We start from the raw sequence: 25710 nt of genomic DNA, 5'->3' as shown, positions 1-25710 counted from the left end.
GCCCATTACAGAATTTCGATCCTTGCCCCGGCCTTCAATCTCTTCGCTAGTTCAGAGCGCAATTGTTGGCGCTTGCGATCCGTCAATTCCTTGCGCAGCGAGTCCTTCACTTCCAGGTAAGGCTGTTTGCCGGCCGGCGTGCGCGTAACCAGGCGCACGATCGTGTAGGAGTCGTCCAAGGCGATCAGTCCGCTGACCTGTCCCGGTTTGAGTGTCCGCAGGGCGTTGGCAACCGGCGGCGGAAGCTCGCGTGTCGGCTGCGGCTTGCGGAGTCCCATCTTCACGTGGAAATCGTCGTCGCTCATCTTCTCCGCGACCTGGCCGAACTGCATTTCCGAGGCGGAGCCTTTGGCCTGGCGCAAAGCCTCTTCGGCGCGCTTGCGCGTCGCGTCTGCCGGTTCCTTAACGTGCGGCAGAATGGAAATGCTCTGGATGGACACCGTTTCAGGGTGGGTGAAACGAGGCGCATTCTTGTCGTAATACGTGCGCAATTCAGTGGGTGCGGGCGGAGCCTTCCGGTCCACCTGGGCGTGCAGCGCGTCATCAATCAGAATGGCGCGGCGGATGCGATCACGCAGCACCTTCATGGATCCCTGGCACTCCACCTTCAGATAATTATTGAATTCGTCCGGGCTCTTGAACTGCTGCCGGTAGCTCTTCAGTCCGCTTTCAACGCGCGGCGAGCTCACAACCGCATGACGACGGACCGCATCCTGGTACACAAGCTCTTCAAAGATGATCATGTCCAGCGCGCCACGCCGGATCTGTTCTTCCTGGCCTTTGGGAAAGCCGTTATGTACTTTGGCGTAAGGGAAGATGGCATACATCTCGCGAACCAGGTCTCTCTGTGTGAGAACCTGGCCATTAATGCGCGCAACCGCCGCGTCGGAGACCTTCGGGGGGACGCTCTGCATCAAGCCCTGCTGATGGGAGGCGATTTGAGCGGTAACCGTACCAGCGGCAATCCACAAAATGAAGGCCGCGAACGCGTGCAATTTCATGACAGCTCCTGCTGAAAACTGGAAAATGTGGGGGAGAACCATGTCTCCCCCACAGACCTACATAAATCAGGAGTTCTTTCGACCACTAGAACATCGTGGAAACCGAGTACACACCATTGGCTTCGTTCGACTCGCTAAAGTGGCACTGGCGGCAGAACTGCGTGGTGGAAGCGGCCTGACCGGTTGCATTGGTCTGAGCCGCAACGTTGTACGGGCCACGGACGAAGAAGTAGCTGGTGTAGTGCTTGCTGCCGCCGTCCTTGGCGATCTGCGAGCCGTAGCTGCTGCCATCGGTCGAGGTGTAAACGGTCATCAAGTGCTGATCGTGGCAGGTGGTGCAGACCACGAACGCAGAGTGCGTGCCGTCCGTATTCGCGACGACGCCGTAAGGCTTGCTCCAGCGTCCCGGAGCCAGGGAAGGCCAGCCATAGTTGTCGACGAACTTCGCGTAGTCGCTGCCCGCCGTAACCGAAAGGCCCTTCACCGAGTAGCCGCTCACGGTCTCATCAAAGTACAGACCGTCGCCGGTCTCGATGACGGCCTTCTGGCCCACTGGGTGATCGTTGTTGTAGTTGGCGCCATTGAACGTAGCGGTGGTGCCGTCGGTGCCGAGCAAGGTCGGGATCGGGGTGCTGCCATAAGCCGCAGGCAACAAGCCGGCAACCTGCTCATAGGACTGCTTGTACATCATGTTGGTCGGCGTCAGGCTGCCATCATGGCAGCTCAGGCACATCAACAGGCCACCGGTCTCGGCGTCGCTGATTCCGCCCGTCATGCTGGTCGGCAGAGTTTCGTTGTAGTTGCTGTACGAGGTGACGTCGCCAAACTGGAACGTCTTGCCGTACAGGACCGAGACGTCCTGGCCCCACAGGGCGATATTGCCTGTGGTGGCGTCGGTGGTCGCCTGGCCCGAACCGCGGGCGCCGCTGTGCGGGGTGTGGCAGCCTGCGCAACCACGACCGTTATTCTGGTGCGCACCAAGAACATCAACGTTCTGCAGCTGCGCGTAAACCATGCTCGAACACAGCATGAGCAGGGCCACGAACATAAGTTTCTTCATGATGAATGAAACCTCCTGAGATGAACTGCAACTACGGTACAGATTCACGGGCAAGAGGCGGTTCTTGCGTGTCTCTTGTCGGGCAGGGCGTTGAACGACCTGCTTTGGGTGCGTGAATGCGCCCAAACTTGTACCCGCGCTCCATCAGTTCGAAGGAGGAACAACATTGCGGGGGCCCACTAACTGATCCTGTTTACTCCTTTGACGGCTGCGCCCTTTCGGGCCGCTTCGTCAGTTCGGCATCTCGACGTGCCTTTTCTTCTGCTGCCTGTGCATCGGTGATGTAAAGCAACTGCTGCACACGCCCGGGGTATTGCTCCGAAGTGAACACCCGGTTCTTCTTGTCCACGAAGACCCCGCATAGGGCGGCGAACTGCCCGGGCATATGCCCATGGCCTCCGATGTAGGTCAGCAACTGTCCTTTCCGGTTGAATACCTGGAGACGGTCCTGCATTCCGTCCGTTACCCAGATGTGATCGTCGGAATCAATTGAAATTCCCTTGGGGCGCCCAAAGTCCCCCGGACCGTCACCCGCCTTGCCAAACTGTGTGATGTACTTGCCGTCCGCGGAGAAGACCTCGACGCGATCGTTCATCGTGTCCGTGACGTAAAGGTTTCCATCGCTGTCGACGGCCACCGCGGTTGGCTTGGAGAAATTGCCGGGTGTGGTGAGCTCGTGATTCTTGCCGGTGGTGCCGATCTTGCGGAGCGGCTTCAGCGAATCCACGTCATAGACAAGAACTTGGTCGCGCTCGATATCCGCAATGTAGAGCAGACGGTTTTCGTCATCGATGGCCAGGCCCGCCGGGTTGCCCAGATTCTCAATCTGGCCGATCACCTCGTGCTTCGGGTTGAAGACCAGTACGCGCCGGTATTGGCCATCACTCACGAACAGACGGTCGCCATCGTCAAGGGCCAGGCCGACAATCCGGCCGAACTTCGCATCCTTGCCGTTCTTGATCATCTCAACGTCTTTGCTTTCCGTGTTGAAGATGAAAACAGCGCCCACCTTGGTGTCCGCCACAAACAAACGGTCCTTGCTGTCGACCGACATGCCGTACGGAGCCACCAGCACGAATCGCGGATGCTCTTCCTGCTTCTCTTCCGTCGTCTGGGTGCCGGCGACGCGGTCCATCCATCCAGCCTTTTTCTTTTTCTTGGTCGGAAGATCGGAGACGTCGAGCTTTTCTCCAACCCAGAAGGTTGTGTAACGCACGCGCGTGATGTTGGGCTTTGCGGGCCAGAAGATCTTGGAGAAGTCGATATCCTTGAGAAGATTGACTTGCGTCGGCGCGGGCTTGACGGCTTTCTTCTTCTTGGCGGCGCTCACCGGCAAGGCAACTCCAAGGCACAGCGCCCCTGCCAGCACTACGGAAGTCAACTTTTGCGCGCGATTCATTCCTGCTCCCAGCAACATCAATTTCCTCCGACCGTCACCGTCCGCATCGTCCTGTCCTTGTGGCAGGTATCGCAGAAGGCCATGTTGTTTGCCTGGTCTTTCACCAACAGATTGGGTTGCGCCGAAGCGTGCGGTTGATGACAGTTCATGCAGCCGATATGCACCAGAACCTTTTTGCTGTCGGTGGGGTCCATGCGGTCCTCCACCGGATGCCCAACCGTGGGGTGTCCCAGACCGTAGCGGATCGGCAACCGCACGACCTGATCAAAGTAGTCTTCCGGCAGCTTTACTTTTCCGTTGAAGATCGTGACCACGTGCTGCGCTTCCAACTTGGCCGGCTGGGCCTTGGGCCCGTGGCACTCCAGACAGAGATTGTTGCCTGTTGCGCGCAGTAACTTAGGATTGGAGCCGCCGTGCGGTTCATGGCAGGTGGCACAGCCCTGCACAAACGCAGGCTGGTGCAAATGCGCCTTCTTGTGTTGCTCCGCCTGGTCTGGATGGCAGGTGAGGCAGACATTCACCGCATCCGGCTTGGGGAACCCGGCAGTCTTTCCGGCATGCGCATTATGGCAGTCCGTGCAGTCCCCCATGGCGCCGGGGTGTTGCACCTTGGCGCTCTCGATCATCTTTGCCTTGTCGTCGTGGCACATCAGGCAAAGCTCTTTGCTGGTCTTCTGCGTCAGCGCGACCTTGCCTTCCTTTGCGGGCTCGTGACAGGTCGAGCACGAATCCTTGCCGCCGGCGAAGGGCGCATGCACAAACTTCTGCAGCAGCTTTGGCGAGGCCGACTGGTGCGGATCGTGGCAGGTCAGGCAATTGGAGTTTTCGAAAGGCTGATTGTTATGTGCCAGCTTCAGCTTCGCGTCTGCCGTGTCGTGGCAATCCACGCAGAGCGCCGGCACCGCCTTTGTCAGATGCTTGGCGAACTCCTGCTTGTTCGGGTCGCCAACCTTGTGCACCGTGTGACACGTGTCGCAGCCGGAATCCAGCGCTGCATGCCGGCTGCCGCCCTTGGGAACATCCTGGCCCATCTTGTGGCATTGCAGGCAGAGATTGTCCTTCTTGTCCGCCCCCGAGGTCCCCTTCACCAGGTTGTTCTTGAAGTTGGAGGCGTGGGGATCATGGCAGGTGTTGCAATCGCGCACGGCCGGAGGATGGATGCGGCCCTTCAGCTTTTCTGAATTCTTGTCGGGGTGGCAGGTAAGGCAGAGACCTTGAACGGTGACTTCGGTGAGCTTGATGCGGGTGATGTCATTGTTGACCCGGAGTTCGTGACAGCTGTAGCAGCCGGTTGCAATTGCGGAATGAGTGAATTTTCCTTTGCTCTTGTCGTCGTGACATTCAACGCATTTGCTTTCGGGGGTGTCTTTGGTGAGTGGTACTGGATGTTTGGCCCCGTAGGCCTGTATCGCCAGTCCCAGAATCACAACCAAGACTTCAACCCGGGAAAAGACCGAACTCCGTCGCAAGGTGCCCCCTCACGCGGTACATCACCCGCGTGGACTACATCACTCATTTCTAAGAAAACACTCATGCACCCGGTATACCGCCAGATATCACAGAGCATTTGTGATAGCAGTTTCTTACAAGTGCATGATTCTATAGATAATTAATTCTCGCTTTACGTTCGTTAACATTTCTGGCCGTGGGGGAATACTCGCAGGGGTGGGTAAATAGTCGCGGAAACTCACTCGGCCTTGCCGCTAATGTGCTGACAAAGTGACACTTACGTGCCCGGCTGGATGAGGTAGCCATGCAGCTTGGCGGTGCCTGGTTGAGCGTGGTGTTGATCACATCTTCTATTGTCCGGGGCCGCAGGGCTGGTTGTTCTTCCAGCATTTGGCAGGTGGGGAGGTCTTCTTCTGGTGCTCCAGCAAAACGCACCGGCCATCGACATGGGCGATGTGGAGGAAGTTTTTGGATTTTGGGAGTTGGTAGCGGGGAGTGGATTCGAACCACCGACCTACGGATTATGAGACCGTCGCTCTAACCGACTGAGCTACCCCGCCATCTCGCGAAGGGAATGCCGCGCTGGCGGCATCACACAAATGGCCCGCGAGGGGCCAATTGTGATTCTATGCAGACGGGCGGCGGGTGTCAACGCACAGCGGGTGGAAAAAGGGTCTTGCAGGAGCGGGGAGGCTTCCGGCGCGCAGGCTCGCTGTCTGCGGCTTTTGTTTTGCGCGTGTTTTCACTATGCTTCCGGTGTGAACGTCATCGCCGTGATTCCTGCTCGCCTCGCCTCCACGCGCCTGCCGCGCAAAGCACTGCGCCTCATCGCAGGCAAGCCCATGATCGTCCGCGTGTATGAAGCCGCACGTGCCTGCCCGGGACTGGCCAAGGTCATTGTCGCCACGGATTCGCATGAGATTGAGGCTGTCTGCCGCGAGCACGGCTGTGCGGTGGAGATGACCAGCGCGAGCTGCCGCAGCGGCAGCGACCGCGTCTTTGAGGTAGCGCAGCGCGTGCCGGCAGATGTCTACATCAACGTGCAGGGCGATGAGCCGCTGACGCGCCCCGAGCATCTTGAGTCGCTGATGAACCTGATGTTCAAACCCGGCGTGGAGGTGGGCACGCTGGCCACCCTGTGCAAGCCCGAGGAGATTGCGCAGCCCGGAGCGGTGAAGGTGGTGACGCGCCGCGACGGCCGTGCGCTGTACTTCTCCCGTGCGCCCATTCCGTTCGACCGCGACAAGTCCGGCACCGTGCGCTACCTGAAGCACATGGGCTTCTACGCCTACACATGTTCGGCGCTGGAGCGCTTCTGCCACTGGCCGGAGAGCGAGCTGGAGAAGGCCGAGCGGCTGGAGCAGCTTCGCTTCCTCGATAACGGCGTCGATCTCTGGGTGGCTGAGACGCCCTATGACACCGTCGGCGTGGACACCGAAGACGACCTCGCACGTGTGGAGCAGATCCTGCGCCAGCGCGGGTAAGCCTGTCCTTCTGACGCGGAAATGGCTGGCCCGGAGCATTCAACCCGGCGCGCGAGCAAATTGTGAGTATCTTGCTCCTCACCTCCGACTGCGCCGCGCCTGAACCCGGGCGCGGTTCGCCGACACTTCGCGTCGGCGAGCGCAGCCCTCGCCGAGGAGCAAGACTCTCTTTCTGCCACCACAAAGAGAGCCCCCGGGCTGAAGCCCGGGGCTACCCAGCCAACACAAAAAGCAGATGTCGTCAGTCCAATTGGCGTGCGCGCTGCCTGAAGCCCAGGGCTACCCGCAACAACAAGCTTCTGCCGGCGAGGCAGGGCACTCCCGTCAGCAGCTTCACAAATCTTGAAATCCGAAATTTAGAGAATGAGAGCTATCGTCCGCGGACGCTGCGACCGTATTTGGCGGCCCACTCTTCGGCGGCCTTGATGCGCTTGCTGATGGGCGGATGCGAGTGGAACAGGATTTCCACCCAGCGTGCCGGTTCGCGCTCGGCCAGGTTCTGCGCAGCCAGCTTGTCCATGGCGGTGATGAACGGGCCAACATCGGGGACCGACTTGAAGGCGTAGCGGTCGGCCTGGCGCTCGTGGAAGCGCGAGACGGCGTTCATCAGCGGCAGCAGCACCAGCGACATCACGGTGGTGACCAGCACCACCAGCGGCAGGTTGGCAAAGTCATACTGCTTGTAGTTCGTCAGCCAGTTGTGGGCGTCCATTTCCGTCCAGCGGATGACCAGTTTGATGGCCCAGAAGCCGAGGAACGAGATGAAGGCCTGCACGGCAATGCCAATCACGATGTGCCAGTGCACGTGGTGGCCGAGTTCGTGCGCCAGCACGGCTTCGATCTCGTCATCCGTGTAGTTGGCCAGCAGCGTGTCGCTGACGATGATGCGGCGCGTGCGTCCCAGGCCCATCAGCGCGGCGTTGGCTTTGCGCGATTTCTCCGACAGGTGCCATTCGTAGACGCCGCGAACGCGCGTCTTGGCGCGCTCGCACAACTTCATCAGCCGCTCGCGCAGACCCTCGTTCTTCAGCGACTCAAACGAATAGAAGATAGGGAAGAAGACCACCGGAGCAATCTGTGCCAGAAAGACCGAGATGATGTTGAAGGTGAGCCAGGCAACGATCCACCAGCTCTGGCGCAGGTTGCGCACCATCCAGTAGAAGATTTCGGCAAACAGCGCGCTCAGAACGAAGGTGACGAGGAAGGCTTTGACTTGATCCCACAGCCACGCTCCCAGCCGCTGCGTGGAGAGGCGGTAGCGGTGCTCCAGCCGGAAGCCATACAGGTCCAGCCCGAAGCCGAGCATCTTCATCGACGCCGTGAGAAAAAACACGTAGAACAGCAGCGCCAGCCAGGTGGTGTGTCCGGCCAGCCGCCATGAGAAGTCGCGATAGTCGCCGGTCCAGTCGGTGATGAGCAGCAGCGCCAGAAAGCCCAGCGCGAGGATGGCATCGGCAATGCCAAGGCTGCGGCTGGCGCGGTTATAACGCCGAGCATCGGGGGAATCGGCAAACTTCGCAAGCACTCTCATCGTTTCCTTACTTTTGTGATTGCACGGCGTCTGCCCCCGCCGTGCCGTTGCCGAGCACGGTGACCTGCGCGCCCGTGGGCAGCGGAAGGTCAAACTGGTCCGGCTTCAATTCTTCGTTGAAGGTCAGCTTCACCATGCGGAGAGTGATGGTGTACTCCTCCTGCGGGCGGACGATGGTGATCTCCGCCGGGAAGCTGTTGCCATTGAAATCCTGTTGTGCGCCGTAGGTAGCCTCGGTGGCCAGGTTGCCATGCTGGTCGTAAATGCGCTGGCGGTAGAGCGTCATGGTTTCGCGCTCGTAGTAGAGCCGCCGGTCCAGCCGCCAGGCTCCGTCGCTGCCCCGGTGGATAATGTTCAGCCGGTAGTCGGACTGGGTAAGCGTGCGATGCTTTCGCCCGGTGCCTTCCTCCACGGTACGCGTTCCGGTTTCGAGCACGGCAATTTCGTTCTGCGGGTCCACGGCGCGCGGCAGCACGGCATCATGCAGCACCTGCGGGCGAAGGTTCTCAAGCGGGTTCTTCGAGGGTGTGGTTATTTCGTTGGCGCCGGTGATGAAGCGGTTCTTGGCCGGAATCCAGAGCTTGAAGTGGTCGCCGTCGCTGACCATATCGAAGGCCCGGTTGCGCACCACGGGCACCAGCCCGATGAAGCGGAACATACGCGTCGGCTCGGAGACCAGGATATAGCCGCGGATCTCGGTCAGGTCGGTGACCTTGCCCTTCTTCTCGCCGCCCACGCTGGTGGAGATATCCACCGTGGCGTTCAGCGTGTGGACTCGTTCGGACTGCTGATTCAGGCGCGCAATCAACTCCTCCTGCGCGGCCGATTGCAGCGGCGCGCCGGAGATGCGCGACTGGACCTTGTGCGAACGGAACAAACACGCCGAATTGGTAACCACCGCGAGCAACAGCAGCGCGGTCAGCAGACGGGGAGACAGGGCCATATCCATTCAGATCCGGGAAACAAGCTCTACTTCAGTATATAAGGTCGAGTTTCGCGCGACGCCGCCTTAGTGCTTTGCCACCGCACGGCGGTAGGCCGCCACGTTCTGCTGGTGCTGCTCGTAGGTGGCGCTGAAGCGATGACGTCCGCTGCCGTTGCCCTCGGCCACAAAGTACAGGTAGTTGCTCTGCGCCGGAGACATCGCGGCCTTCAACGAGGCGAGGCCTGGGTTGGCAATCGGCCCCGGCGGCAGCCCTGCAACCTTGTATGTGTTGTAGGGCGAGTCCGCCTGCAGGTCGCTCTGGTGGATGGTGCCGCGATAGCGTCCGGCAAGCTCCGCCGCGTAGACCACGGTGGGATCCGCGCCGAGGGCCATGTTCTGCTTCAGGCGGTTGCTGTAGACGCTGGCCACCATGGGCCGCTCCTCCGCCACTGCCGTCTCCTTCTCCACGATGGAGGCGAGCGTCACCACGCGGTGCACATCGCTGCGCAGGCCGATGGCGGCCGCCTGCTTCTGGAATCGGTGCACCATAACCGCGATGATGTCGCGCATGGTTTGCGCGCGGGTGAATTCGTAGGTGTCTGGGAACAGGTAGCCCTCGAGCGTCTTGGCCTGCGGATCAACCGACTCGATCAACGCGGTGTCATGCTCGGCGAGCTTCAAAAAATCGTCGGCCTTGCCCAGCCCGGCGGCTTCCACAGCCGAGGCAATCTCGAACATGTTGTAGCCCTCGGGCACCACCACGGTGTGGCGCAGAATGTCTCCGCGCACCAGGCGGTCCATCACCTCGAACGAGTTGGCGTCGCGGGTGAAGGCGTATTCGCCGGCCTTGAGCTTGCGGCCAAGCTGCGTGTAATGCAGCAGGCGGAAGGCGTAGGCGTTGCGGATGACTCCCGCCTTCTCCAGAGCGGTGGCAATGGCGCGGCTGCCGGAACCGGCCGGCAGAAGAACAATCGTATTCGGTGCGGGCGGCGCAACGGGCGCCACCAGCGCCCACGCAAGCCAGCCCGCCGCAGCCAGTATGGCCAGCAGGATCAGTCGACCAAGAGCACGAAACATGCTTCTAGTGTAGATGAGCGGACGGCTGCGGCGCAGCTAGCGGGAAAGGTGCCGGAGACTCCCTGCGAAGCAAAAATCCGAAAGACCCCGAAAACAGCAACAAAACTCTGTCATGGCGAGCGCAGGGCGCGCAGGTTACTGCGCGTCCGGAGTCGAGCTACCTTCTGTTTTCATCGGCTTGAACCAGTCTTGTGCCAGATCCAGCCAATGTGGATTTTCCATCTCTATCAGCCACTCCTTTTTGGCGCGGCGCCACTTCTTCAATTGTGTTTCTCGGTCAATTGCCGAGCGGATATCTCCAAAGCGTTCGAGGTAAACGAGGCGAGTGGTGTTGTACCTGGCGGAGAAGCCATCAAGAAGATGATTCTTGTGCTGGAATACTCTCTTTTCAATATTGCTCGTGACACCGATGTAGAGTACCCGGCGGGACGGGCTCTGCATGATGTAGACGTAATAGCGATGTTCGCGCACGGCGGAATATTCCGCGAGAGCGCTCTTTTGCGCCGTGAGTAGAGACACGGCTCTCTGTGACGGCGGGAACAAAAGGTTACTCGACTCCGGACACGCCTGCAGCGTGTCCTTCGCTCGCGATGACAGTGAAGAGAGAATCCTGAAAAGCCAAGAAAAGCAGCTAGCTACTCTTCCTCCCCGTTATCTTCCGGCGGGGGGAAGTTGGCGCGGGCTTCGCGAGCGGAGAGGTAGTTCTGCAGGATGAGCTGGGCGGCCAGCTGGTCCACGGCCCCGGCGCGCTTGCGGATCGACATCTCCGAGGAGCGCAGCACGCGGTTGGCCTCCACCGAGGTCAGCCGCTCGTCCCACAAATGGACGGGCAGGCCGAAGTGCTTCTCAATCATGGTGGCGAACTCGCGCACGAACTCCGACTGGCGGCCTTCGGCGCCCGAGAGGCGCAGCGGCAGGCCCACCACCATCTCGACCACGTGGTACTCGTCGATCACCGCCTGCAAGGCGGCCAGGTCGGTGCGCTTGTTGCGGCGGCGGATCGTTTCCAGGCCCTGCGCGGTAATCCCCAAAAGGTCCGTTACCGCCAGTCCAATCGTTCTGGTACCAACGTCAAGCGAGAGAATGCGCCCGGGAGCGTTTTGCATATCGTCAGAAGCCACAACGCAAGTATAGTCTGAGAACAACAGTGGCCGCCGGGCCGCGCGGTGGTGCGCGCAATGGCGGCTGGGAGCAAGCTATGCCCGAAACCGCCGAGACGCCCAAGCCTACGCAACCCGCAACCGACGCCTCCGCTAAGCCGCCGATGTTCTCCATCGACCGCTCCGGTACCTATGACCGCGAGCGGCGGCTGCTGCTGCGCATGCAGACTTTTGCGCTGGCGGTGCTGGCCACCGGCGCGGTGCTGACGCTGATGTACGTGGCGCGGCCGGTGCTTGTTGTGGTGGCCACCTCGGCGCTGCTGGCCTTTGCGCTGGCTCCTATTGTTTCGGCACTCGAGTACATACATTTTCCCAAGGCCCTGGGCGCGCTGGTGGCCGTGATGCTGCTGCTGGCCGTGCTCTACGGAATTTTTGCCGCCACCTACAGCCAGGCCAATGACTTCATCGACGACCTGCCGAAGTATTCCGGCGAAATCCGCAAGACCGTCCTCAGCTTCCAGCGCAGCGCCGAGAAGCTGAAGAAGACGACCGACTCCGTGCTGCCGCAGGCGCCGGAGGAGAAGCGCGCCCTGGTGGTGAAGCAGAGCAACGGTCTGGCGGACGTGCTGACCGGCGCCGCCAACTTCACGCAGATTCTCGTGCTGGCCAGCTTTGTGCCCTTCCTTACCTACTTCATGCTGAGCGGGCAGGACCACGTGCGCACCGCTACCGTCATGCTCTTCAAGATCGAGCACCGCCATACGGCCTACGTCACGCTGGGCATGATCTCGGCGATGGTGCGAAGTTTCATCGTCGGCAACCTCATCGTTGGGGCGTTTCTCAGCGTCCTCAGCATGATTGTGTTTGCCACCATCGGGCTGCCGTACTTCTACGTCATCGGCGTCATCAGCGGACTGGTGAGCCTAATACCGTACCTGGGGCTGATCCTTGCCATTGTTCCGCCGGTCATTGCCGGGCTGGGGCACATACACTCCAAGGAAGTTTTCATCATCGTCATCACCGTCTTTGTGCTGCACATGTTCGCCCTGAACGTGCTCTACCCGGCGCTGATCGGGCGGCGCATGCAGCTCAACCCGCTGGCGGTGACCATTGCGCTGCTCTTCTGGGGCTGGTTGTGGGGAGCCATGGGGCTGGTGCTGGCGCTGCCCATCACCGCCGGCATCAAGATCGTGCTCGACCACGTGGAGCCGATGCGCGCCATCGGCGCCTGGCTGGGCGAGAGCCTCAACGGCGACTGAGCATCCGCCGAGGCAGAACCATGCCCGGCACATCACCTTGTGTGCAGGCAGAGGCGCCATTGCGCCTGCTTATTTCCCTGATCGAGTGAACTGGGCGGCAGGTAACTGCCGCTAAAGCGTGCCCAGCGCGCTGAGCGCGCGCACCAGTGGCTGCAACTGCGGGTCGCGGCTGGCCTCTTCAAGCGCCTCATGCAGGGCTGCGTCGTGGGTGGGCTGTGCCTGCTTCAGCAGGGCAAAGCCCGCGTCGGTCACATTGGTATAAATGCCGCGTTTGTCGCTTGGGCACAGGAAGCGGGCGAGCAGTCCGCGGTCTTCCAGCCGGGTCACCAGCCGCGTGGTCGCGCTCTGGCTCAACACCACGGCGTCGGCCACCTGCTTCATCTGCAGGTGCCCACCTTGGCCGTTATGCTGGCGGCTCAGCACCGTCAATAAGGAGAACTCGCGGGAACTCAGACCATGCTGGCTCAGCAGGGCGCGCTCCACGTGCGCCTGTATGCGCTCATGCAGCTGGGAGAGCGCACACCATCCCTGGGCAAGAGCCGTCAGCGAAGATTCGGGCATTGCCAGCCTCCTTTCCCGTGCGGAATCAGCCCATTGTAGCGAAATGCTGAATTCCTGACGAATATTATCGGCGCGCGCAATATATATGCGCTTGCAAATATACGGCGTGTGCAAGTATTATAAACCTGTCTGGCGAACCACCCCCGTTGAACGGCCTACGAAAGACCTGCAATTCCGGAAGAAGAAAGAAAGGCTGGCAGGGGGCGGAGCGCCGCAGAACAAGTTGGGAGGAATGGATGCCTGGGTTATTTGATTCGTATTCGTTGAAGGGCGTGACGCTGCGCAACCGCACAGTGGTTTCGCCGATGTGCCAGTACATAGCCGAGGATGGCCTGGCCACGGACTGGCATGATGTTCACTACGCCTCGCTGGCGCGCGGCGGCGCGGGCGCCGTCATTGTGGAGGCCACGGCGGTTTCGCCCGAAGGCCGCATCACGTGGGCCGACCTTGGCCTGTGGAATGACCAGCAGGCGGAACGGCTGGCGCCGGTGATTGCCTCCATACGGAAGTGGGGCGCGGTGCCGGGCATACAGCTCGGCCACGCCGGACGCAAGGCCAGCGCCAACCGTCCGTGGGAGGGTGACGACCATATTCCCGAGGGCCAGCCGCATTCGTGGGAGACCATTGCGTCCTCGGCCATCGCCTTTGGCAACGGCCTGCCGCGCGTGCCTCGTGAGATGACGCTGGCGGACATTGCCCGCGTGCAGGCCGACACCGTCAGCGCCGTTGAGCGTGCCCGCGAGATTGGCGTGCAGTGGCTGCAACTGCACATGGCGCACGGCTACCTGGCGCAGAACTTCTTTTCGCCGCTCTCCAACCAGCGCACCGACCAGTACGGCGGCAGCGCGGAGAACCGCGCCCGCTACCTGCTGGAGACCGTCAAGGCCGTGCGCAAGGTGTGGCCGGAAGATCGTCCGCTGACCGCGCGGCTGGGCGTCATCGAGTTCTATGGCGACGACGAGCAGATGCAGACCGAAGCAATCGACCTGCTGCGCAAGATGAAGCAGGAGGGGCTCGACTTTGTGGACGTCAGCATGGGCTTCAACACGCCGCTGGCCAAGATTCCGTGGGGTGCGAACTTCCTGGTGCCAACCGCCGAGCGCGTACTGCGCGCCACCGGGCTGCCGGGCACTACGAGCTGGTACGTTTCCGGCGCGGAGAATGCCGATGCCATGATTCGCTCTGGCAAGCTCGACGTGATCACCATGGGGCGTCCATTTCTCTCCGACCCGCACTGGCCGTACCACGCAGCCAAGGCGCTTGGCGTGGAAGCGCCGGAGAAGGCGACGCTGCCTGCGTCGTATGCACACTGGCTGGCGCGTTACCGCTAGCAATGGACGCTGCGTGCTTCGCATCGTGTGGACGCGCAGCGCATCTATCTAGGTGTGATGTTCGAGAAAGTGAGGCATTCGAAGTGAGGTTATTCCTGGTTGTATTCGCCCTGGCATTCGGTATGGTGCTGGCGGCTTCGGCGCACACCCGCAAGCCGCGCGTGCTGATGATTGTCACCAGCGCCGACCGGTTTGCCAACGGTGAGCCGACCGGCCTGTGGCTGGAGGAGTTCGCTGTCCCGTACCTGACGCTGGTTCGCGGCGGCGCCGAGGTGACAGTGGTGAGTCCGAAGGGCGGTGCCACGCCGATTGACCCGCGCAGCAAACCCACACCCGAGCAGCAAGCGCAATGGGCGGACGCTGCCAAGGTACTTGAGCACATCACGCCGCTGACGGCCAAGATTCAGGCCAAGGACTTTGACGCCGTCTTTATTCCCGGCGGACACGGTCCGTTGTTTGACCTGGCCAACAGCGCTGAAGTCGCCACGGTGCTCTCCGGTTTTGCCAGCGAAGGAAAGCCGGTGGCGGCGGTCTGCCACGGTCCGGCCGCGCTGGTGGGCGCAAAACTCGCCAACGGCGAGCCGCTGGTGAAGGGCAAGCAGCTCACGGCCTTCAGCGACTCCGAGGAAGTTGCCGTGAAGCTTGAGAAGCTGGTTCCGTTCTCAGTGCAGCAGCGCCTGATCGAACTGGGTGGCCGCTATTCGCAGGGGCCGAACTTCCAGCCCTATGCGGTGCAGGACGGCCAGCTCATCACCGGGCAGAACCCGCCTTCCAGCCAGAAGACCGCCGAGCTGCTGCTGAACGCGCTCCAGAGCGGCAAGGCGGCAGGCAAGTAAACCCATTCAGTCCGCAGTAAACGGTGGCAGTCTCCTTCGGGAGGCTGCCGTCCTGTTTTCGTTCCGTTTGCAGACAAGGCGGCGCAGCAATTTTCTGCGCAGAGCGCGCAGCAGGATCACAAGGCTTGGATTCTCGGGGGGCTAGCGAGGCTAATCTTCGAGGGAGACCACTTCGGGGAAGCGCAGTTTTGCTTTTAGCAGGGCGGTGCGCAGTTCGTCCTCCACCTGCGTCTCCTCCCAGTTGCGGGCCATGGCCAGCTCGCTCACCAGCAGGTAGCGGGCGCGCTCCAGCATCTTTTTCTCACGGAAGCTGAGCGGCTTCTGCTGGTTCAGAATCAGCAGGCCCTTCATCACCACGGCCACTTCCATCAGTGAGCCGGTGCGCATCTTCTCCGAGTTTTCCTTGTAGCGGTACTTCCAGTCGGCGTGGTTCTCGCACTTGCCCTCGGCCATGAACTCGACAATCTTGACCGCCTCAGAGGCCTTGATGACCTTGCGCAGACCGACCGATGCCACGTTCTGGAATGGCACCATCACTTTCAGGCTACTGGATTTGATGCGGAGGAGATAGAAACGCTCGACGGTGACACCGAGAGTGCGGCTGCTGATCTGTTCAATGATGCCTACCCCGTGGTTGGGGTAGACCACCTTATCTCCGATGCTGAAATGAGCCGTGATCATGCGATGCCTGGCCGCGCAGGGCACTCGTAACTACCTCATTATAAGAGCGGTGACGGGAGGGGTCAATCAATGTTCCTGGCCAGCTCTGGCAGCCGCTCAAAAACCTGCCCATCATTGTCATACGAGAAGCGAGGCCGGTAGTGCTGCCAAAGATAGACGCGCAGAGGACGCAGATTGCTGTCCGGGCTTACGGAGTTCTTCGCCCCGGGATACATCATCACCAAGTGCGTGTGGTCGCGCTCCAGGCCGCGGATTATCTGCTGCACCTGTTCGGGCCGGGTGTAGCCGTCCTCCGTGACCCACGGCAGCGGAGAGGGATTCCGGAGTTCGAAGATGAAGTTGAGGGAAACATCTCCAAAGAAAGAGTCATTAGGGCGCAGCAGACTCTGGAATCTCGTCAAATCCTGATACTCGCTCCGCGAAACAACGAGTTTTCCAGTGGGAGTTTCCAGAACAACGTGCGAAGAGCCGTAGGCTCGATACATTTCAAACCCCGCCAGCAGCAGAGCGACAACCAGCACCCAGGACGATCGATTTGCATTGAGGCGCGGAGCAAGCATCGCCAACGCCACAATGCTTCCGAAGCAGGCTGAAACCATCAAACGCTGAGGTTTGGCATAGTGGGCCACGGTCAGGAAGATGGCAAGGCCGAGCGTAGCGTAGAGACCCAGCGCACGGCCGGCAGCAGAATGACGAAGCTGATCTCCACGGCGGCGCAGCGGGCCGGCAACGAATGCGAATGCCGCGAAAACACAGGTTGCCGTGTAGAGGAAGCAGAGAGCAAACGTCGGGTGCTGGAACACCATTCTTGCTTCCAGCAAGCCTGCTTGCGGGGTATTAAGCCCGCGGAACAGTCCGAAATAGTGGAAAGGAAACTCAACGACCGACCAGTACACGGCGTGTGTGCCCGCGCGGTAGCACATCCAGGCGAGCACGGCGGCGGTTGCGGCCAGGAATGAGAGTGCCATCACGGCTGGTGCGCGCCACCGGTTTTCCTGGTGCCAATCCCGCCAGAGCAGCCAGATTGCGATTGCCGCCGCCACAACTACTCCATGGCTGGAGGTGAACACTCCGATGAGCGCCGCCAGCAAGCCCACCAGCGACCAGTGGAATAGCGTGCCAGCCCGAAGCGCCAGCAGCGCCGTCGCCAGAATCAGTGCGGTGCTGAACAGATGATGGGTGCCATCCAGGTACCAGTGCAGGCCGCAGGTCAGAAAGAAGAGCGGTGGGAGCAGGGCTGCTCGGGGCGGAAGCACATTTTTTGCCAGCTCCCAGAGCAATACCGCTATGACGGTGCCGGTGACGAGGATGGTGAGGTTCACAAGGACCAATCTCACGCCGAAGGATCGAAACAGCAGGTAGTACAAACACTCCGTTCCAGGAAGGTTGAACTGGAACAGATCGCGATAGAGGACCTCGCCGCGCAGCATGCGTTGGGCATGCATCGCAAAGATCCAATGATCGTTGCCGACGTTCCGGGGAATCAAAGGCCAGGCAAACAGCCCGGAGTAGAGAAACAGGGCCGAGCCAAGCGTCACGATCAGGCGAAGCCAGTGCACAGGCGACGCCTCAGCCGCCGGTGGCTGGCCGTTTGGCGCGGACTCTAGTCCCAGAGGCTGAATTGGCTGGCTCATGCAAATGTCGGGGGTAATGTCTAGAGTAACACCCCGGAGCCCGGTTACGCCGGAGTGCCTCCCCTCTATTCGATGCGCTCGAACTGGTAACCCGCGCCGCTGAGCGCGGCCATCAGCTTCTGCTGGTGTTCGGCGCCGCGCGTCTCCATCGTCAGGTCAATGGCGGTGTGCCCCAGGTCCACACCGAAGTAGGTGCGGTCGTAGCTGGTCTGCACAATGTTGGCGCGGTGCTCGGCCAGCACGCCGGTCAGCTTATGCAGAGCGCCAGGGTAGTCGGGCAGGTAGACGCGCAGGCGGATCAGCCGTCCGTCGCCGGCCAGGCCGCGCTCGATGATGCGCGAGAGAATCGAAACATCGAGGTTGCCGCCGCTGAGCACGGCGCACACTTTCTTACCGGTAAACGGAATCTTCTCATGCAGCAAGGCCGCTACCGGCGCGGCTCCGGCACCTTCCACCAGCGTTTTTTCGCGCTCCAGCAGCAGAAGAATGGCGCTGGCGATTTCGTCTTCCTCCACGGTCACAATGCCGTCCACATAGCGCTTCACCATCTCGAGCGTGCGCTCCCCGGCGCGGCGCACGGCAATGCCATCGGCCAGCGTGCTCGCCACCGGCAGCGTCACAGCCTCGCCCTGGGCCACTGCGGCCTTCATTGAAGGCAGTCGCGAGGTCTGCACGCCGATGACGTGCACGCGCGGGTTCAGCTCCTTCACCGCGCAGGCCGCGCCGCTGATCATGCCGCCGCCGCCGATGGCGCAGACGAGCACCTCCATGTCCGGACACTGCTCCATCAGCTCCAACCCAAGCGTGCCCTGTCCGGCGATGACGGCGTCATCGTCAAATGGATGGATGAAGGTGCGGCCCTGTTCGGCGGCTCGTCGCAGCGCTTCCTCGCAGGATTCGTCGTAGTTGGCGCCATGCAGCACCACCTCGCCGCCAAAGCGACGCGTGGCCATCACCTTGTTGAGCGGCGTGGCCAGCGGCATCACAATCTCCGCCGCCAGCCCGCGCTGGGTGGCATGGTGGCTCACGGCCTGCGCGTGGTTGCCCGCCGAAGCCGCCACCAGTCCGCGCTTCTTCTCCTCCTCTGTGAGGGTGAGGATCTTGTTCAGCGCGCCGCGCTCCTTGTAGCTGCCGGTGCGCTGCAGGTTCTCGAACTTCAGCCACACCTGGTTGCTTGTCATGCGGGTGAACGAGTGCGACTGCGTGCAGCGCGAAACGGCGATGGAGTCCTGTATGCGCTCGCGTGCCGCCTGTATGTCTTTCAGCGTGACCATTGGGTTCCTCTCGTCGGCCCTCGATTTGAAGTGGCCGCAAAATACGAAAGCCACCATCCGCTTGGCGGGTGGTGGCTTGGCTCGTGTGAACTTGAACTCTGCCTAGTGCGCCTCTCCACCCGCGTGTGCGATCGCAATCGCACGAATAATGGCGATGGTGGAAATTCGAATGGCGGACACGGCGGCGCGGCTGCTGCTGGCAGCAAAGGCGCTCGCGTTGGTGCTTCCGCAATTCATGGCGTAGTTCTTTGATACAGGCAACCGGAGCCGCGCGTCAAGCGTTTCACCGCCTGCCGCCGGCCCTGGGTGCCGAAATGCAAACGCTGCTTCCTACTTCGACGCGTGGTCGGAAACCTTGAAATCCGCCCACGGATTGCCCTTCATGTCGCGCAGAATCGGACGCTGCCACTCGAACTCCGGATGCGCCTTCAGGAATGGTTCGGCCAGAAAGTCCTCGCCGCAGCTGCGCCCGGCGCGTGCGCGGAGTGACATCTTCTTCGCCATCGCGGCGTCAGCCACCTTGGCGTTGACGGCGCCGCCCGGATAAAACGCCTGCCAGTCCCACTCCTTCACGCCGCGCGGAGAAACCTCGATGTGTCCGCAGAGCGCGCGCTCATTGGCGTCTTCTTTGCCTTCAAAGCTGTCAAAGTGATCGGCCAGGAACTGCTCGGCCAGCGTGGCGTCGATGTTGCCCTTGTTCTTCTGCATCAGTTCATCCCAGCGCTTGTGGCGCGCGTTGGGCGAGTTGCCGTGATCGTTCACGTCGAACGGCGCCTCGGCGGCAATCAGCTCCGGGGAGCTCGGGAAGTTCGAACCCACGAAGTAGCCGTCCTTGGTGCGCCACAGCTTGTGCACTTTCAGGCCGAGTTCAAGCTGTGCGACCTCACCGGTACGCGTATCGGCCAGCAGCCAATCGTTGGCATAGCCGCCGTTGTTGCCCGCCAGCATGATCTCCACGTACTTGTCGATGGAGTCGGCGTACTGCATGGCCTTGCGCGCGCGCACAAACTCGGGCACGCCCTTCGGGTCGTAGCCCTCAAATCCGGTGATGGTCGTCTCGGTCACCATCATGCCGGCGGCGTTGATGCCGAAGTCGTCGTCACTGGCAATGACGCCGGGGAAGCCGTCCATGAGCACGCGGTAGCCGTGCGCGGGAACAATGTCAAACATGATGCGCCAGCGCTCGCCGGAGGCAAAGTTCGTCCAGTTGTTATGCGCAATGACCGGCTTGTGGTCCTTGGTCCATGAGCCGGTGGCGACGAAGGCGCTGCAGTTGCCGGGCGCCTTCAGCACCGGGGCTGCGGCGCGCTTCTCCTGCTTATCGACGATGGGAGCGTAGTAGTCGCCGAGTTCTTCCATCAGGTTCAAGGCCACCACGTCCCACAGGTCCATGGCCACGCCGCGCGCCTTCAGACCGTCCGCAATGCCCTGCAACTCCTGCTGGTATTCCTTGTCGATGTGCGGCCACGAGACGGTCTTGGCCGTGGAGCGGAACCAGCTCCAGTCGCGCTTGACCTTGTGCACGTTGTTCAGGCGGACCACCTTGAAGGCGTCTTCGATCTCCGGTGCCAGCAAGTATCCGTGCTGGTAGCCGACCTCGTGCGGCGTGCCCTCCAGATGCAGGTAAATCCAGTGGGCACGCTCGAAGCGGTAAGCCTTCTTCAGCGATGCTTCACTGGTGGTTTTGGTGGCAGCCGCGCAGGGCAGGGTTGCAAAAGCAATCAGGCACAGCAATGCAATACGGCAAAAGCGCATGGTCTCCCCCTTGTGGAATTGGTGCAGGGTAACGCGTGCGCCCGCGAAACGCAACCGGTGCGATGCCAGATCAATTTTCCTGTGAGTGTGCCCGGCCTTCTCATCGCCGGGCAACAATGCCCGGCCTTGTCCTGGGCACACCTTTCGCGAATCTGGTGCTATTCGTCTTCCGGGGAGGCTTTCAGCGCGATGGCTACCGGATGGCCGTCGCCGTGGTCCACAATCTGGTAGAGCGGCAGCTCGTCGGGATGGGGGGAGTATGTGCCGTACTCCATCTCAGCCTCGTCCTCGCTATCGGTGGCAACGATGCCATTGCCGGGTGCGGCGTGGATGCGGAATTGGCGGGCCGTGATTTCGTAGTCGTCATAGAGCCAGCAGCGTTCGATGCAGGCGCGGTCCAGCATGTGCAGTTGCGGAAAGCGCGCCAGGCCCGGATGGATGCCGGAGATGACGCGGCTGTTCGGGGGCAGCTTGGAGACCGCCTGTTCCAGCCGCTGCTCGTAGCGGTTCAACTCCGTCACGTCATGCATATAGCCGCCAAAGTAAACCGCTGCCAGCAGCGTGTAGGCTGCCACCTGCCAGCGGCGCACGGTACAGACGCCCAGCACGGCGCAACTCAGCACGGCGGGGAAGATGCTGATGCGCAGCGGCAGGTAGCCCATCGCGCCCAGCTTCGTGCTGTCGAATTCCGGCGGCAACATCCAGTTGATGAGCATGACCGTCACGCACAGCGTCAGCAGCGTGGCCTGCGCAGTGCGCTCCTCGCGCGTGCTCCTGCGCAGCCAGGCCAAGACCACCGCCACCAGCAACAACGTGTAAAGAACCGCCACAGCAATGGACGTGTTACTGACGGTGATGAACTGCGCTGCGCCACCCGGCACAAAATGGGTTCCCAATGTGTAGGGCGTGAAGTTGACCCGACGGCTGACCAGCGCGAGCGTACCGCCCACGGTTGCCACCGAGAAGGCGCCCAGCCAGACCACGTATCGGGGCTTCAGCGAGCGGGCGAGCCACAGGAACAAGATCAGTCCCGGAGCCGCCGCCGTACCCAGCAGGTGCGCCATGGTGGTGAGTGCGTAGATCGGAGCCAGCAGAAGCAACTCCCAGCCGCGTCCGCGCCAGAACAACGCCACCGCCCAGAAGCACAGCCCGAGCGAGAGGTACATGTTGAAGAAGCCGACGCTGAAGCTCCAGCCCCAGGCGAGCATCATCAGCAGCGGCGTCACGCGCCAGGCCGCGCGGTTGGCGGCGGCGCTGCACAGCGCAAAGGTTCCCCAGAAGAACAGCAGCAGCGCGCCGGAGACTGCAACTTTTTCTCCCACCGGGAAGCCAAAGTGTCCGGTGGCGAACTCCAGCATGCGGTCAAACAGCGTGTTGCTCCACTGCGGTGCAATCCACAGCCCCGGCGCTTTGCCGGCGCGGATGAGCCGCGCGAGCCAGGCGTTGTAGACGTGGCTGCCCAAATCGCCGGCCTGCACCAGACGCTGACACCACGCGGGCAGCAGCAACAGCCCGGAGACGGCACATGCCGCAAGCCAGTTTGCGCGGAGAAAGTTGCCCGAAGCGGCCAGCGCCCCCCGCTCTGCGGAGGGCGCCGGTAATTCGTGTTCGTGTTGCATTGTGCTAGGCAATGCCTCGGCCCACCACCGGCGCGATGGCGCGCATCTGTGACATCAGGATTTCAAACTGCTCCGGACGCAACGACTGCGCACCATCGCTCAGGGCCTTGTCCGGGTTCGGGTGCACCTCGATGATGAGCGCGTCGGCTCCGGCGGCGATGGAGGCCGCAGCCATCGGGGCCACCTTGTCGCGCAGGCCCGTGCCATGCGACGGGTCGGCCGTCACCGGCATGTGCGAGAGCTTGTGCAGGATGGGGATGGCGGCAATGTCCATGGTGTTGCGCGTGAAAGTCTCAAAGGTACGGATGCCGCGCTCGCACAGGATGACGTCATAATTGCCGCCGCTGAGGATGTACTCGCTGGCCAGCAGCAGTTCCTCATAGGTAGCGGCGATGCCGCGCTTCAGCATGACCGGCTTGGTGACTTTGCCGAGTTCGCGCAGCAGGTTGAAGTTCTGCATGTTGCGCGCGCCCACTTGGAAGATGTCGACGTAGGGCAACATTTCCTCGATCTGCGAAATCTCCATGACCTCGCTGATGACCGCCATCTTGTTGGCGTCGGCGGCCTCGCGCATCATTTTCAGGCCTTCCACGCCCAGGCCCTGGAATGCGTAGGGCGAACTGCGGGGCTTGAAGGCGCCGCCGCGCAGCACGCGCGCTCCGGCCTTGGCCACCTGCATGGCGACCGTGAAAATCTGCTCGCGGTTCTCGACCGAGCACGGGCCGGCCATCACCACCACATCGGTGCCGCCAATCTCCACGCCGTTGGGCAGCTTGACGATTGTGCCTTCCGGCCGAAAGCCGCGTCCGGCCAGCTTGTAGGGCGAGGTGATGCGGTGTACGTGGCTGACGCCGGGCAGCACTTCGAGCACGCGCGTATCCACTTCCTTGGTGGCGCCGATCACGCCCAGCACCGTCTGTTCGGAGCCGGTGGAGCGGTGCACGGTGAAGCCCATGTCGGTCAACTGCTCAATAACGTTTTCAATTTCTTTTTCGGTGGCGCGTTCGGCCATTGCCACAATCATGACTGCTATCCCCTCGAAGGTTGCGCTGAACTGCGTACGGAAGTCCCCGGCGCGGCACAGCGCCGGCTCAGGCCTTGCTGCCCTTGCCGTGGTTGCGCTCGGCCTCTTCTTCGGCCAGTTGCTGCTCGCGCTGAATCTTGCGCATGACGTCGATAATGCGCTCGTAGAGCTGGATCAGGTCGGTGCTGGAGAGCGGCCCGTGGTTGTTGCGACGCACGTTGTCGAACACTTCCTGCTCGCGCGTGGGCTCGTAGATAGGCATCTCGGAGTGACGCTTGATCTCTCCGATGCGGCAGACGCACTTGGCGCGCTCATTCAAAAGCTGCACCAGTTGGGCGTCCAGCACGTCGATTCGGTCTCTTTCGTCGGCAAGGCTCATGATGGATCCCGTAGCAGTGACCTTACAGGAAATGGTGTGGCCGGGTCTAGGATGAATCCCCGTATCCAACAGCTTCCAAAGCGGGTAAGCTGCCTGATTCGTTCTGTTTATGCATCCGATACGAGCTTTTCATAATCGCCGGGGCCATCAGGCGAATCAAAAGAAGGTATCCTATAAATGGATAAATATCGGAATGTTCGTTGGAACTGTTATGAGTGAAATGAGAATACAGCGGTATCTGTTTGCAAGTGATTTTGACCAGACCTTGAGCTTCAATGACTCGGGTCAGGTCCTGGCCGAGATGATCGGCATTCCCGCGCATGAGTTTGAGCGCAAGGCGCGCGGCATGGCGCAGCTGAATTTGGTGCAGCAGGGTGGTGAACTCGCCTACCTGTTGCTGCACGACCCTGAATATCGCTCGCGCGTGCGCAAGGACATGCTGAATGAAGTGGGCCGCAAGGTGCGCCTGAAGCCGGGCATCGACCTGCTCTACAAGTCGTTGAGCCAGGAAATTCCGGGCTACGAGTTCGACTTCTACGTGATCTCCGCCGGACCGGTCGAAGTCATCCGCGCGGCGCTCGACGGCATTGTGCCCGCCGACCACGTCTTCGGCACCGAGTTCAAGTACAACGCCAAGGGCGAGATCGAGACCATTCAGCGCGTCACTGCCGGTTACGGCAAGGTGGCGGCGCTTGACCGCCTGCAGCAGGAGCTTTGCATCAGTCCCGACCACATCATCTACGTCGGTGATGGATCGAGCGATGTGCATGTGATGTTGCACGTCAACCGCCGCGACGGATTCACCATCGCCGTCTCGGAGAACCGCTTCCTGGCACCGATCGCCAAGCGGTCCATCCTTGCCGATGACGCCTTCTCGGTCGTCATCCCCATTCTGGAAGAGATCGTGGGATGGAACGCCACGGAGATCCGCTCGTTCTTCAACGAGCACGGCTACCAGATTCAGGAGTGGGAGAAGGTGCACACCGACAAGCTGACGCTTCGCCCCATGCTCGGCGAAGTTGCCGTGGTGGAGAAGGAAAAGTAACCGGATCGAATCGTCATCCGCACAATGCAGGCCCCGCTTTCTTTTTGTGGAAGCGGGGCTTTTGCTTTTTTGCCGAGCCGCGCATTGGGCGATGCTGCCGGACGTGCTGCACGGCGTTCGCCGTTCTCACCCGGTTCCGCGCAGGCTCCGTGAAGATAAGAATTCTGTTAATTCGGCCGGTTCTACTCAAGTGGGGTGGCGTGTTTGCCGTTGACGGCATATAGTGTGTGCAACTCGGAAGTGGTGTGTAATTCTGCACGGAGGCCCGGTTAAAAGGGGAGAGTGCATGGTAGGTGATCCGGCGCGAATCATGGAGAACCAGAAGTATGATCAGGTGCGGCGTTTCCGCCGCATTCCGTCGAACATCACGGTGCACGTTTTTGTCGGTGAGGAAATCACTCCTGCGCGCGGACACGACATCAACGAGGGGGGCATGGCGCTCTACGCGCCGCTCGAACTGGCGATTGGCGCCGAGGTCGGCATCCAGTTTCAGCTTCCCAAATCGCGCAAGCTGCTTGGCGTGCGCGGCGTCATCCGTAACCGCAACGGCTTTCGCTATGGCGTGGAATTCAAGGATCTGACTCCGACGGAAGTCGAGGAGATTCGCCGCGTCGGACAAATCCTCCTCGAACGTCAAAAGTAATTTCCGAGCGTCTCCCAGCCGTAAGCCGTTCCTCCTTCCCGTACTCCTGCGTTTCCCGTTAGCATGCTGTTCATGGAACTGAGCGAGCCAATCCGCTTCGCGTGCCAGCCGGGCTGCCTCAAATGCTGCGAGCGCGAGGGCTTCATCTACGTCTCGGACGAGGATATCGCCCGTCTGGCGGCATTCCTTGGCATGAGCGCGCGGCGGTTTGAAAAGCTGTTTGTCTATCGCACCAAGCACACGGCACGCTTGCGCAAGCCGCACGGCGGACGTTCTCCGCACGCGCAATGCCCGTTCTTGCGTCCCGACGGCTGCTCGGTTCACGAGGCCAAGCCGACCCAGTGCCGCACCTTTCCGTATTGGCCTGAGCTGCTCGGCGACCCCAAGGAGTGGCGCAAGACCGCGGCTTTCTGTCCCGGCATCGGCCAGGGGCCTCTGGTGCAGATTGAGGCTGTTCGCGCCCAGGCCGACGAGATGCGCGCGGCCTTCCCGCGCATGTACGAAGAGTGACGGTTTGCAGGCGGGCTGCGTGTGCCCGCCAAGCAGCCTTTTGATCTGCCACACTTTTGTGCTCAACTACGAGCAGGCCAGCCGCAACCTCCCGCATTTTCAGCGTGAATTGCGGCGATTTCCGGCCATAGTG

General features: G+C 61.3%; 24 protein-coding genes and 1 tRNA gene. 7 read left to right on the top strand and 18 right to left on the bottom strand.

Annotated features, from left to right (window positions below; all coding sequences use genetic code 11):
• Window positions 1–5 precede the first annotated feature (5 nt).
• The 5 genes from AC6IZO_RS11920 to AC6IZO_RS11900 all read right to left on the bottom strand — a co-directional run bounded on the left by AC6IZO_RS11920 (window position 6) and on the right by AC6IZO_RS11900 (window position 5469).
• The gene (locus AC6IZO_RS11920; protein ID WP_497805019.1) at window positions 6–1043 is read right to left on the bottom strand and encodes a peptidylprolyl isomerase; all 1038 of its coding nucleotides are present in this window, start codon (window positions 1041–1043) and stop codon (window positions 6–8) included.
• A gap of 43 nt (window positions 1044–1086) precedes the next feature.
• Window positions 1087–2061: a hypothetical protein gene (locus AC6IZO_RS11915; protein ID WP_497805018.1), complete on the bottom strand. Its 975-nt coding sequence runs from the start codon at window positions 2059–2061 to the stop codon at window positions 1087–1089.
• A gap of 193 nt (window positions 2062–2254) precedes the next feature.
• Window positions 2255–3460, bottom strand: a complete 1206-nt coding sequence (locus tag AC6IZO_RS11910) for a 6-bladed beta-propeller (RefSeq protein WP_497805017.1) — start codon at window positions 3458–3460, stop codon at window positions 2255–2257.
• Window positions 3461–3477: 17 nt separating this feature from the next.
• Window positions 3478–4887 (bottom strand): cytochrome c3 family protein, encoded by a 1410-nt coding sequence (locus tag AC6IZO_RS11905; protein WP_497805016.1) that lies wholly within the window; start codon window positions 4885–4887, stop codon window positions 3478–3480.
• Window positions 4888–5392: 505 nt separating this feature from the next.
• Window positions 5393–5469, bottom strand: a tRNA-Met gene (locus tag AC6IZO_RS11900).
• Between the two features lie 198 nt (window positions 5470–5667).
• Here AC6IZO_RS11900 and kdsB point away from each other — a divergent pair.
• Window positions 5668–6393 carry a 3-deoxy-manno-octulosonate cytidylyltransferase gene (kdsB, locus tag AC6IZO_RS11895; RefSeq protein WP_497805015.1) on the top strand — a complete coding sequence of 242 codons (726 nt, stop codon included), beginning with the start codon at window positions 5668–5670 and terminating at the stop codon, window positions 6391–6393.
• A 370-nt stretch (window positions 6394–6763) separates the two neighbouring features.
• Here kdsB and AC6IZO_RS11890 read toward each other — a convergent pair whose 3' ends face one another.
• From AC6IZO_RS11890 to ruvX, 5 genes are all read right to left on the bottom strand, one after another.
• Window positions 6764–7924, bottom strand: coding sequence for a M48 family metallopeptidase (locus AC6IZO_RS11890; protein WP_497805014.1), 1161 nt, complete (start codon window positions 7922–7924; stop codon window positions 6764–6766).
• 7 nt (window positions 7925–7931) lie between these two features.
• Window positions 7932–8873: a DUF4292 domain-containing protein gene (locus AC6IZO_RS11885; RefSeq protein WP_497805013.1), complete on the bottom strand. Its 942-nt coding sequence runs from the start codon at window positions 8871–8873 to the stop codon at window positions 7932–7934.
• 60 nt (window positions 8874–8933) lie between these two features.
• Window positions 8934–9926: an endolytic transglycosylase MltG gene (gene mltG / locus AC6IZO_RS11880; RefSeq protein WP_497805012.1), complete on the bottom strand. Its 993-nt coding sequence runs from the start codon at window positions 9924–9926 to the stop codon at window positions 8934–8936.
• 135 nt (window positions 9927–10061) lie between these two features.
• Complete coding sequence (locus AC6IZO_RS11875; protein ID WP_497805011.1) at window positions 10062–10445, bottom strand: GIY-YIG nuclease family protein; 384 nt, start codon at window positions 10443–10445, stop codon at window positions 10062–10064.
• Between the two features lie 116 nt (window positions 10446–10561).
• Window positions 10562–11032 (bottom strand): Holliday junction resolvase RuvX, encoded by a 471-nt coding sequence (gene ruvX / locus AC6IZO_RS11870; protein ID WP_497805010.1) that lies wholly within the window; start codon window positions 11030–11032, stop codon window positions 10562–10564.
• Between the two features lie 92 nt (window positions 11033–11124).
• Between ruvX and AC6IZO_RS11865 the strand changes: the two genes are divergently transcribed.
• Complete coding sequence (locus AC6IZO_RS11865; RefSeq protein WP_497805009.1) at window positions 11125–12285, top strand: AI-2E family transporter; 1161 nt, start codon at window positions 11125–11127, stop codon at window positions 12283–12285.
• Between the two features lie 111 nt (window positions 12286–12396).
• Here the strand turns inward: AC6IZO_RS11865 and AC6IZO_RS11860 are convergent, their stop codons facing one another.
• Window positions 12397–12846 (bottom strand): MarR family winged helix-turn-helix transcriptional regulator, encoded by a 450-nt coding sequence (locus tag AC6IZO_RS11860; RefSeq protein ID WP_497805008.1) that lies wholly within the window; start codon window positions 12844–12846, stop codon window positions 12397–12399.
• A 236-nt stretch (window positions 12847–13082) separates the two neighbouring features.
• Between AC6IZO_RS11860 and AC6IZO_RS11855 the strand changes: the two genes are divergently transcribed.
• Window positions 13083–14177, top strand: a complete 1095-nt coding sequence (locus AC6IZO_RS11855; RefSeq protein ID WP_497805007.1) for an NADH:flavin oxidoreductase/NADH oxidase — start codon at window positions 13083–13085, stop codon at window positions 14175–14177.
• A gap of 83 nt (window positions 14178–14260) precedes the next feature.
• Entirely contained in the window at window positions 14261–15013 is a 753-nt protein-coding gene (locus AC6IZO_RS11850) for a type 1 glutamine amidotransferase domain-containing protein (protein WP_497805006.1), read from the top strand.
• Window positions 15014–15163: 150 nt separating this feature from the next.
• On the opposite strand, the gene AC6IZO_RS11845 is transcribed toward AC6IZO_RS11850, so the two are convergent.
• The 7 genes from AC6IZO_RS11845 to AC6IZO_RS11815 all read right to left on the bottom strand — a co-directional run bounded on the left by AC6IZO_RS11845 (window position 15164) and on the right by AC6IZO_RS11815 (window position 23379).
• Window positions 15164–15694, bottom strand: coding sequence for a CarD family transcriptional regulator (locus tag AC6IZO_RS11845; RefSeq protein WP_497805005.1), 531 nt, complete (start codon window positions 15692–15694; stop codon window positions 15164–15166).
• Between the two features lie 62 nt (window positions 15695–15756).
• Window positions 15757–17253 carry a glycosyltransferase family protein gene (locus tag AC6IZO_RS11840; RefSeq protein ID WP_497805004.1) on the bottom strand — a complete coding sequence of 499 codons (1497 nt, stop codon included), beginning with the start codon at window positions 17251–17253 and terminating at the stop codon, window positions 15757–15759.
• A 140-nt stretch (window positions 17254–17393) separates the two neighbouring features.
• Window positions 17394–18602 (bottom strand): threonine ammonia-lyase, encoded by a 1209-nt coding sequence (ilvA, locus tag AC6IZO_RS11835; protein ID WP_497805003.1) that lies wholly within the window; start codon window positions 18600–18602, stop codon window positions 17394–17396.
• Window positions 18603–18932: 330 nt separating this feature from the next.
• Window positions 18933–20357, bottom strand: coding sequence for a C45 family autoproteolytic acyltransferase/hydrolase (locus AC6IZO_RS11830; protein ID WP_497805002.1), 1425 nt, complete (start codon window positions 20355–20357; stop codon window positions 18933–18935).
• Between the two features lie 158 nt (window positions 20358–20515).
• Window positions 20516–21976 carry a hypothetical protein gene (locus tag AC6IZO_RS11825; RefSeq protein WP_497805001.1) on the bottom strand — a complete coding sequence of 487 codons (1461 nt, stop codon included), beginning with the start codon at window positions 21974–21976 and terminating at the stop codon, window positions 20516–20518.
• A gap of 4 nt (window positions 21977–21980) precedes the next feature.
• Entirely contained in the window at window positions 21981–23000 is a 1020-nt protein-coding gene (aroF, locus tag AC6IZO_RS11820) for a 3-deoxy-7-phosphoheptulonate synthase (RefSeq protein WP_497805000.1), read from the bottom strand.
• A 67-nt stretch (window positions 23001–23067) separates the two neighbouring features.
• Complete coding sequence (locus tag AC6IZO_RS11815; RefSeq protein WP_497804999.1) at window positions 23068–23379, bottom strand: chorismate mutase; 312 nt, start codon at window positions 23377–23379, stop codon at window positions 23068–23070.
• Window positions 23380–23590: 211 nt separating this feature from the next.
• Here AC6IZO_RS11815 and AC6IZO_RS11810 point away from each other — a divergent pair, with 211 nt between their 5' ends.
• The 3 genes from AC6IZO_RS11810 to AC6IZO_RS11800 all read left to right on the top strand — a co-directional run bounded on the left by AC6IZO_RS11810 (window position 23591) and on the right by AC6IZO_RS11800 (window position 25577).
• Window positions 23591–24424, top strand: coding sequence for an HAD-IB family phosphatase (locus AC6IZO_RS11810; protein ID WP_497804998.1), 834 nt, complete (start codon window positions 23591–23593; stop codon window positions 24422–24424).
• Window positions 24425–24710: 286 nt separating this feature from the next.
• Window positions 24711–25067, top strand: coding sequence for a PilZ domain-containing protein (locus AC6IZO_RS11805; RefSeq protein WP_497804997.1), 357 nt, complete (start codon window positions 24711–24713; stop codon window positions 25065–25067).
• A gap of 72 nt (window positions 25068–25139) precedes the next feature.
• Window positions 25140–25577, top strand: coding sequence for a YkgJ family cysteine cluster protein (locus AC6IZO_RS11800; RefSeq protein WP_497804996.1), 438 nt, complete (start codon window positions 25140–25142; stop codon window positions 25575–25577).
• The last annotated feature ends 133 nt before the right edge of the window (window positions 25578–25710 follow it).

The organism is Oryzophilus luti (assembly GCF_059726245.1).
The sequence above is the reverse complement of the archived record's forward strand: the minus strand, read 5'-3'. Positions and strand labels throughout refer to the sequence as shown.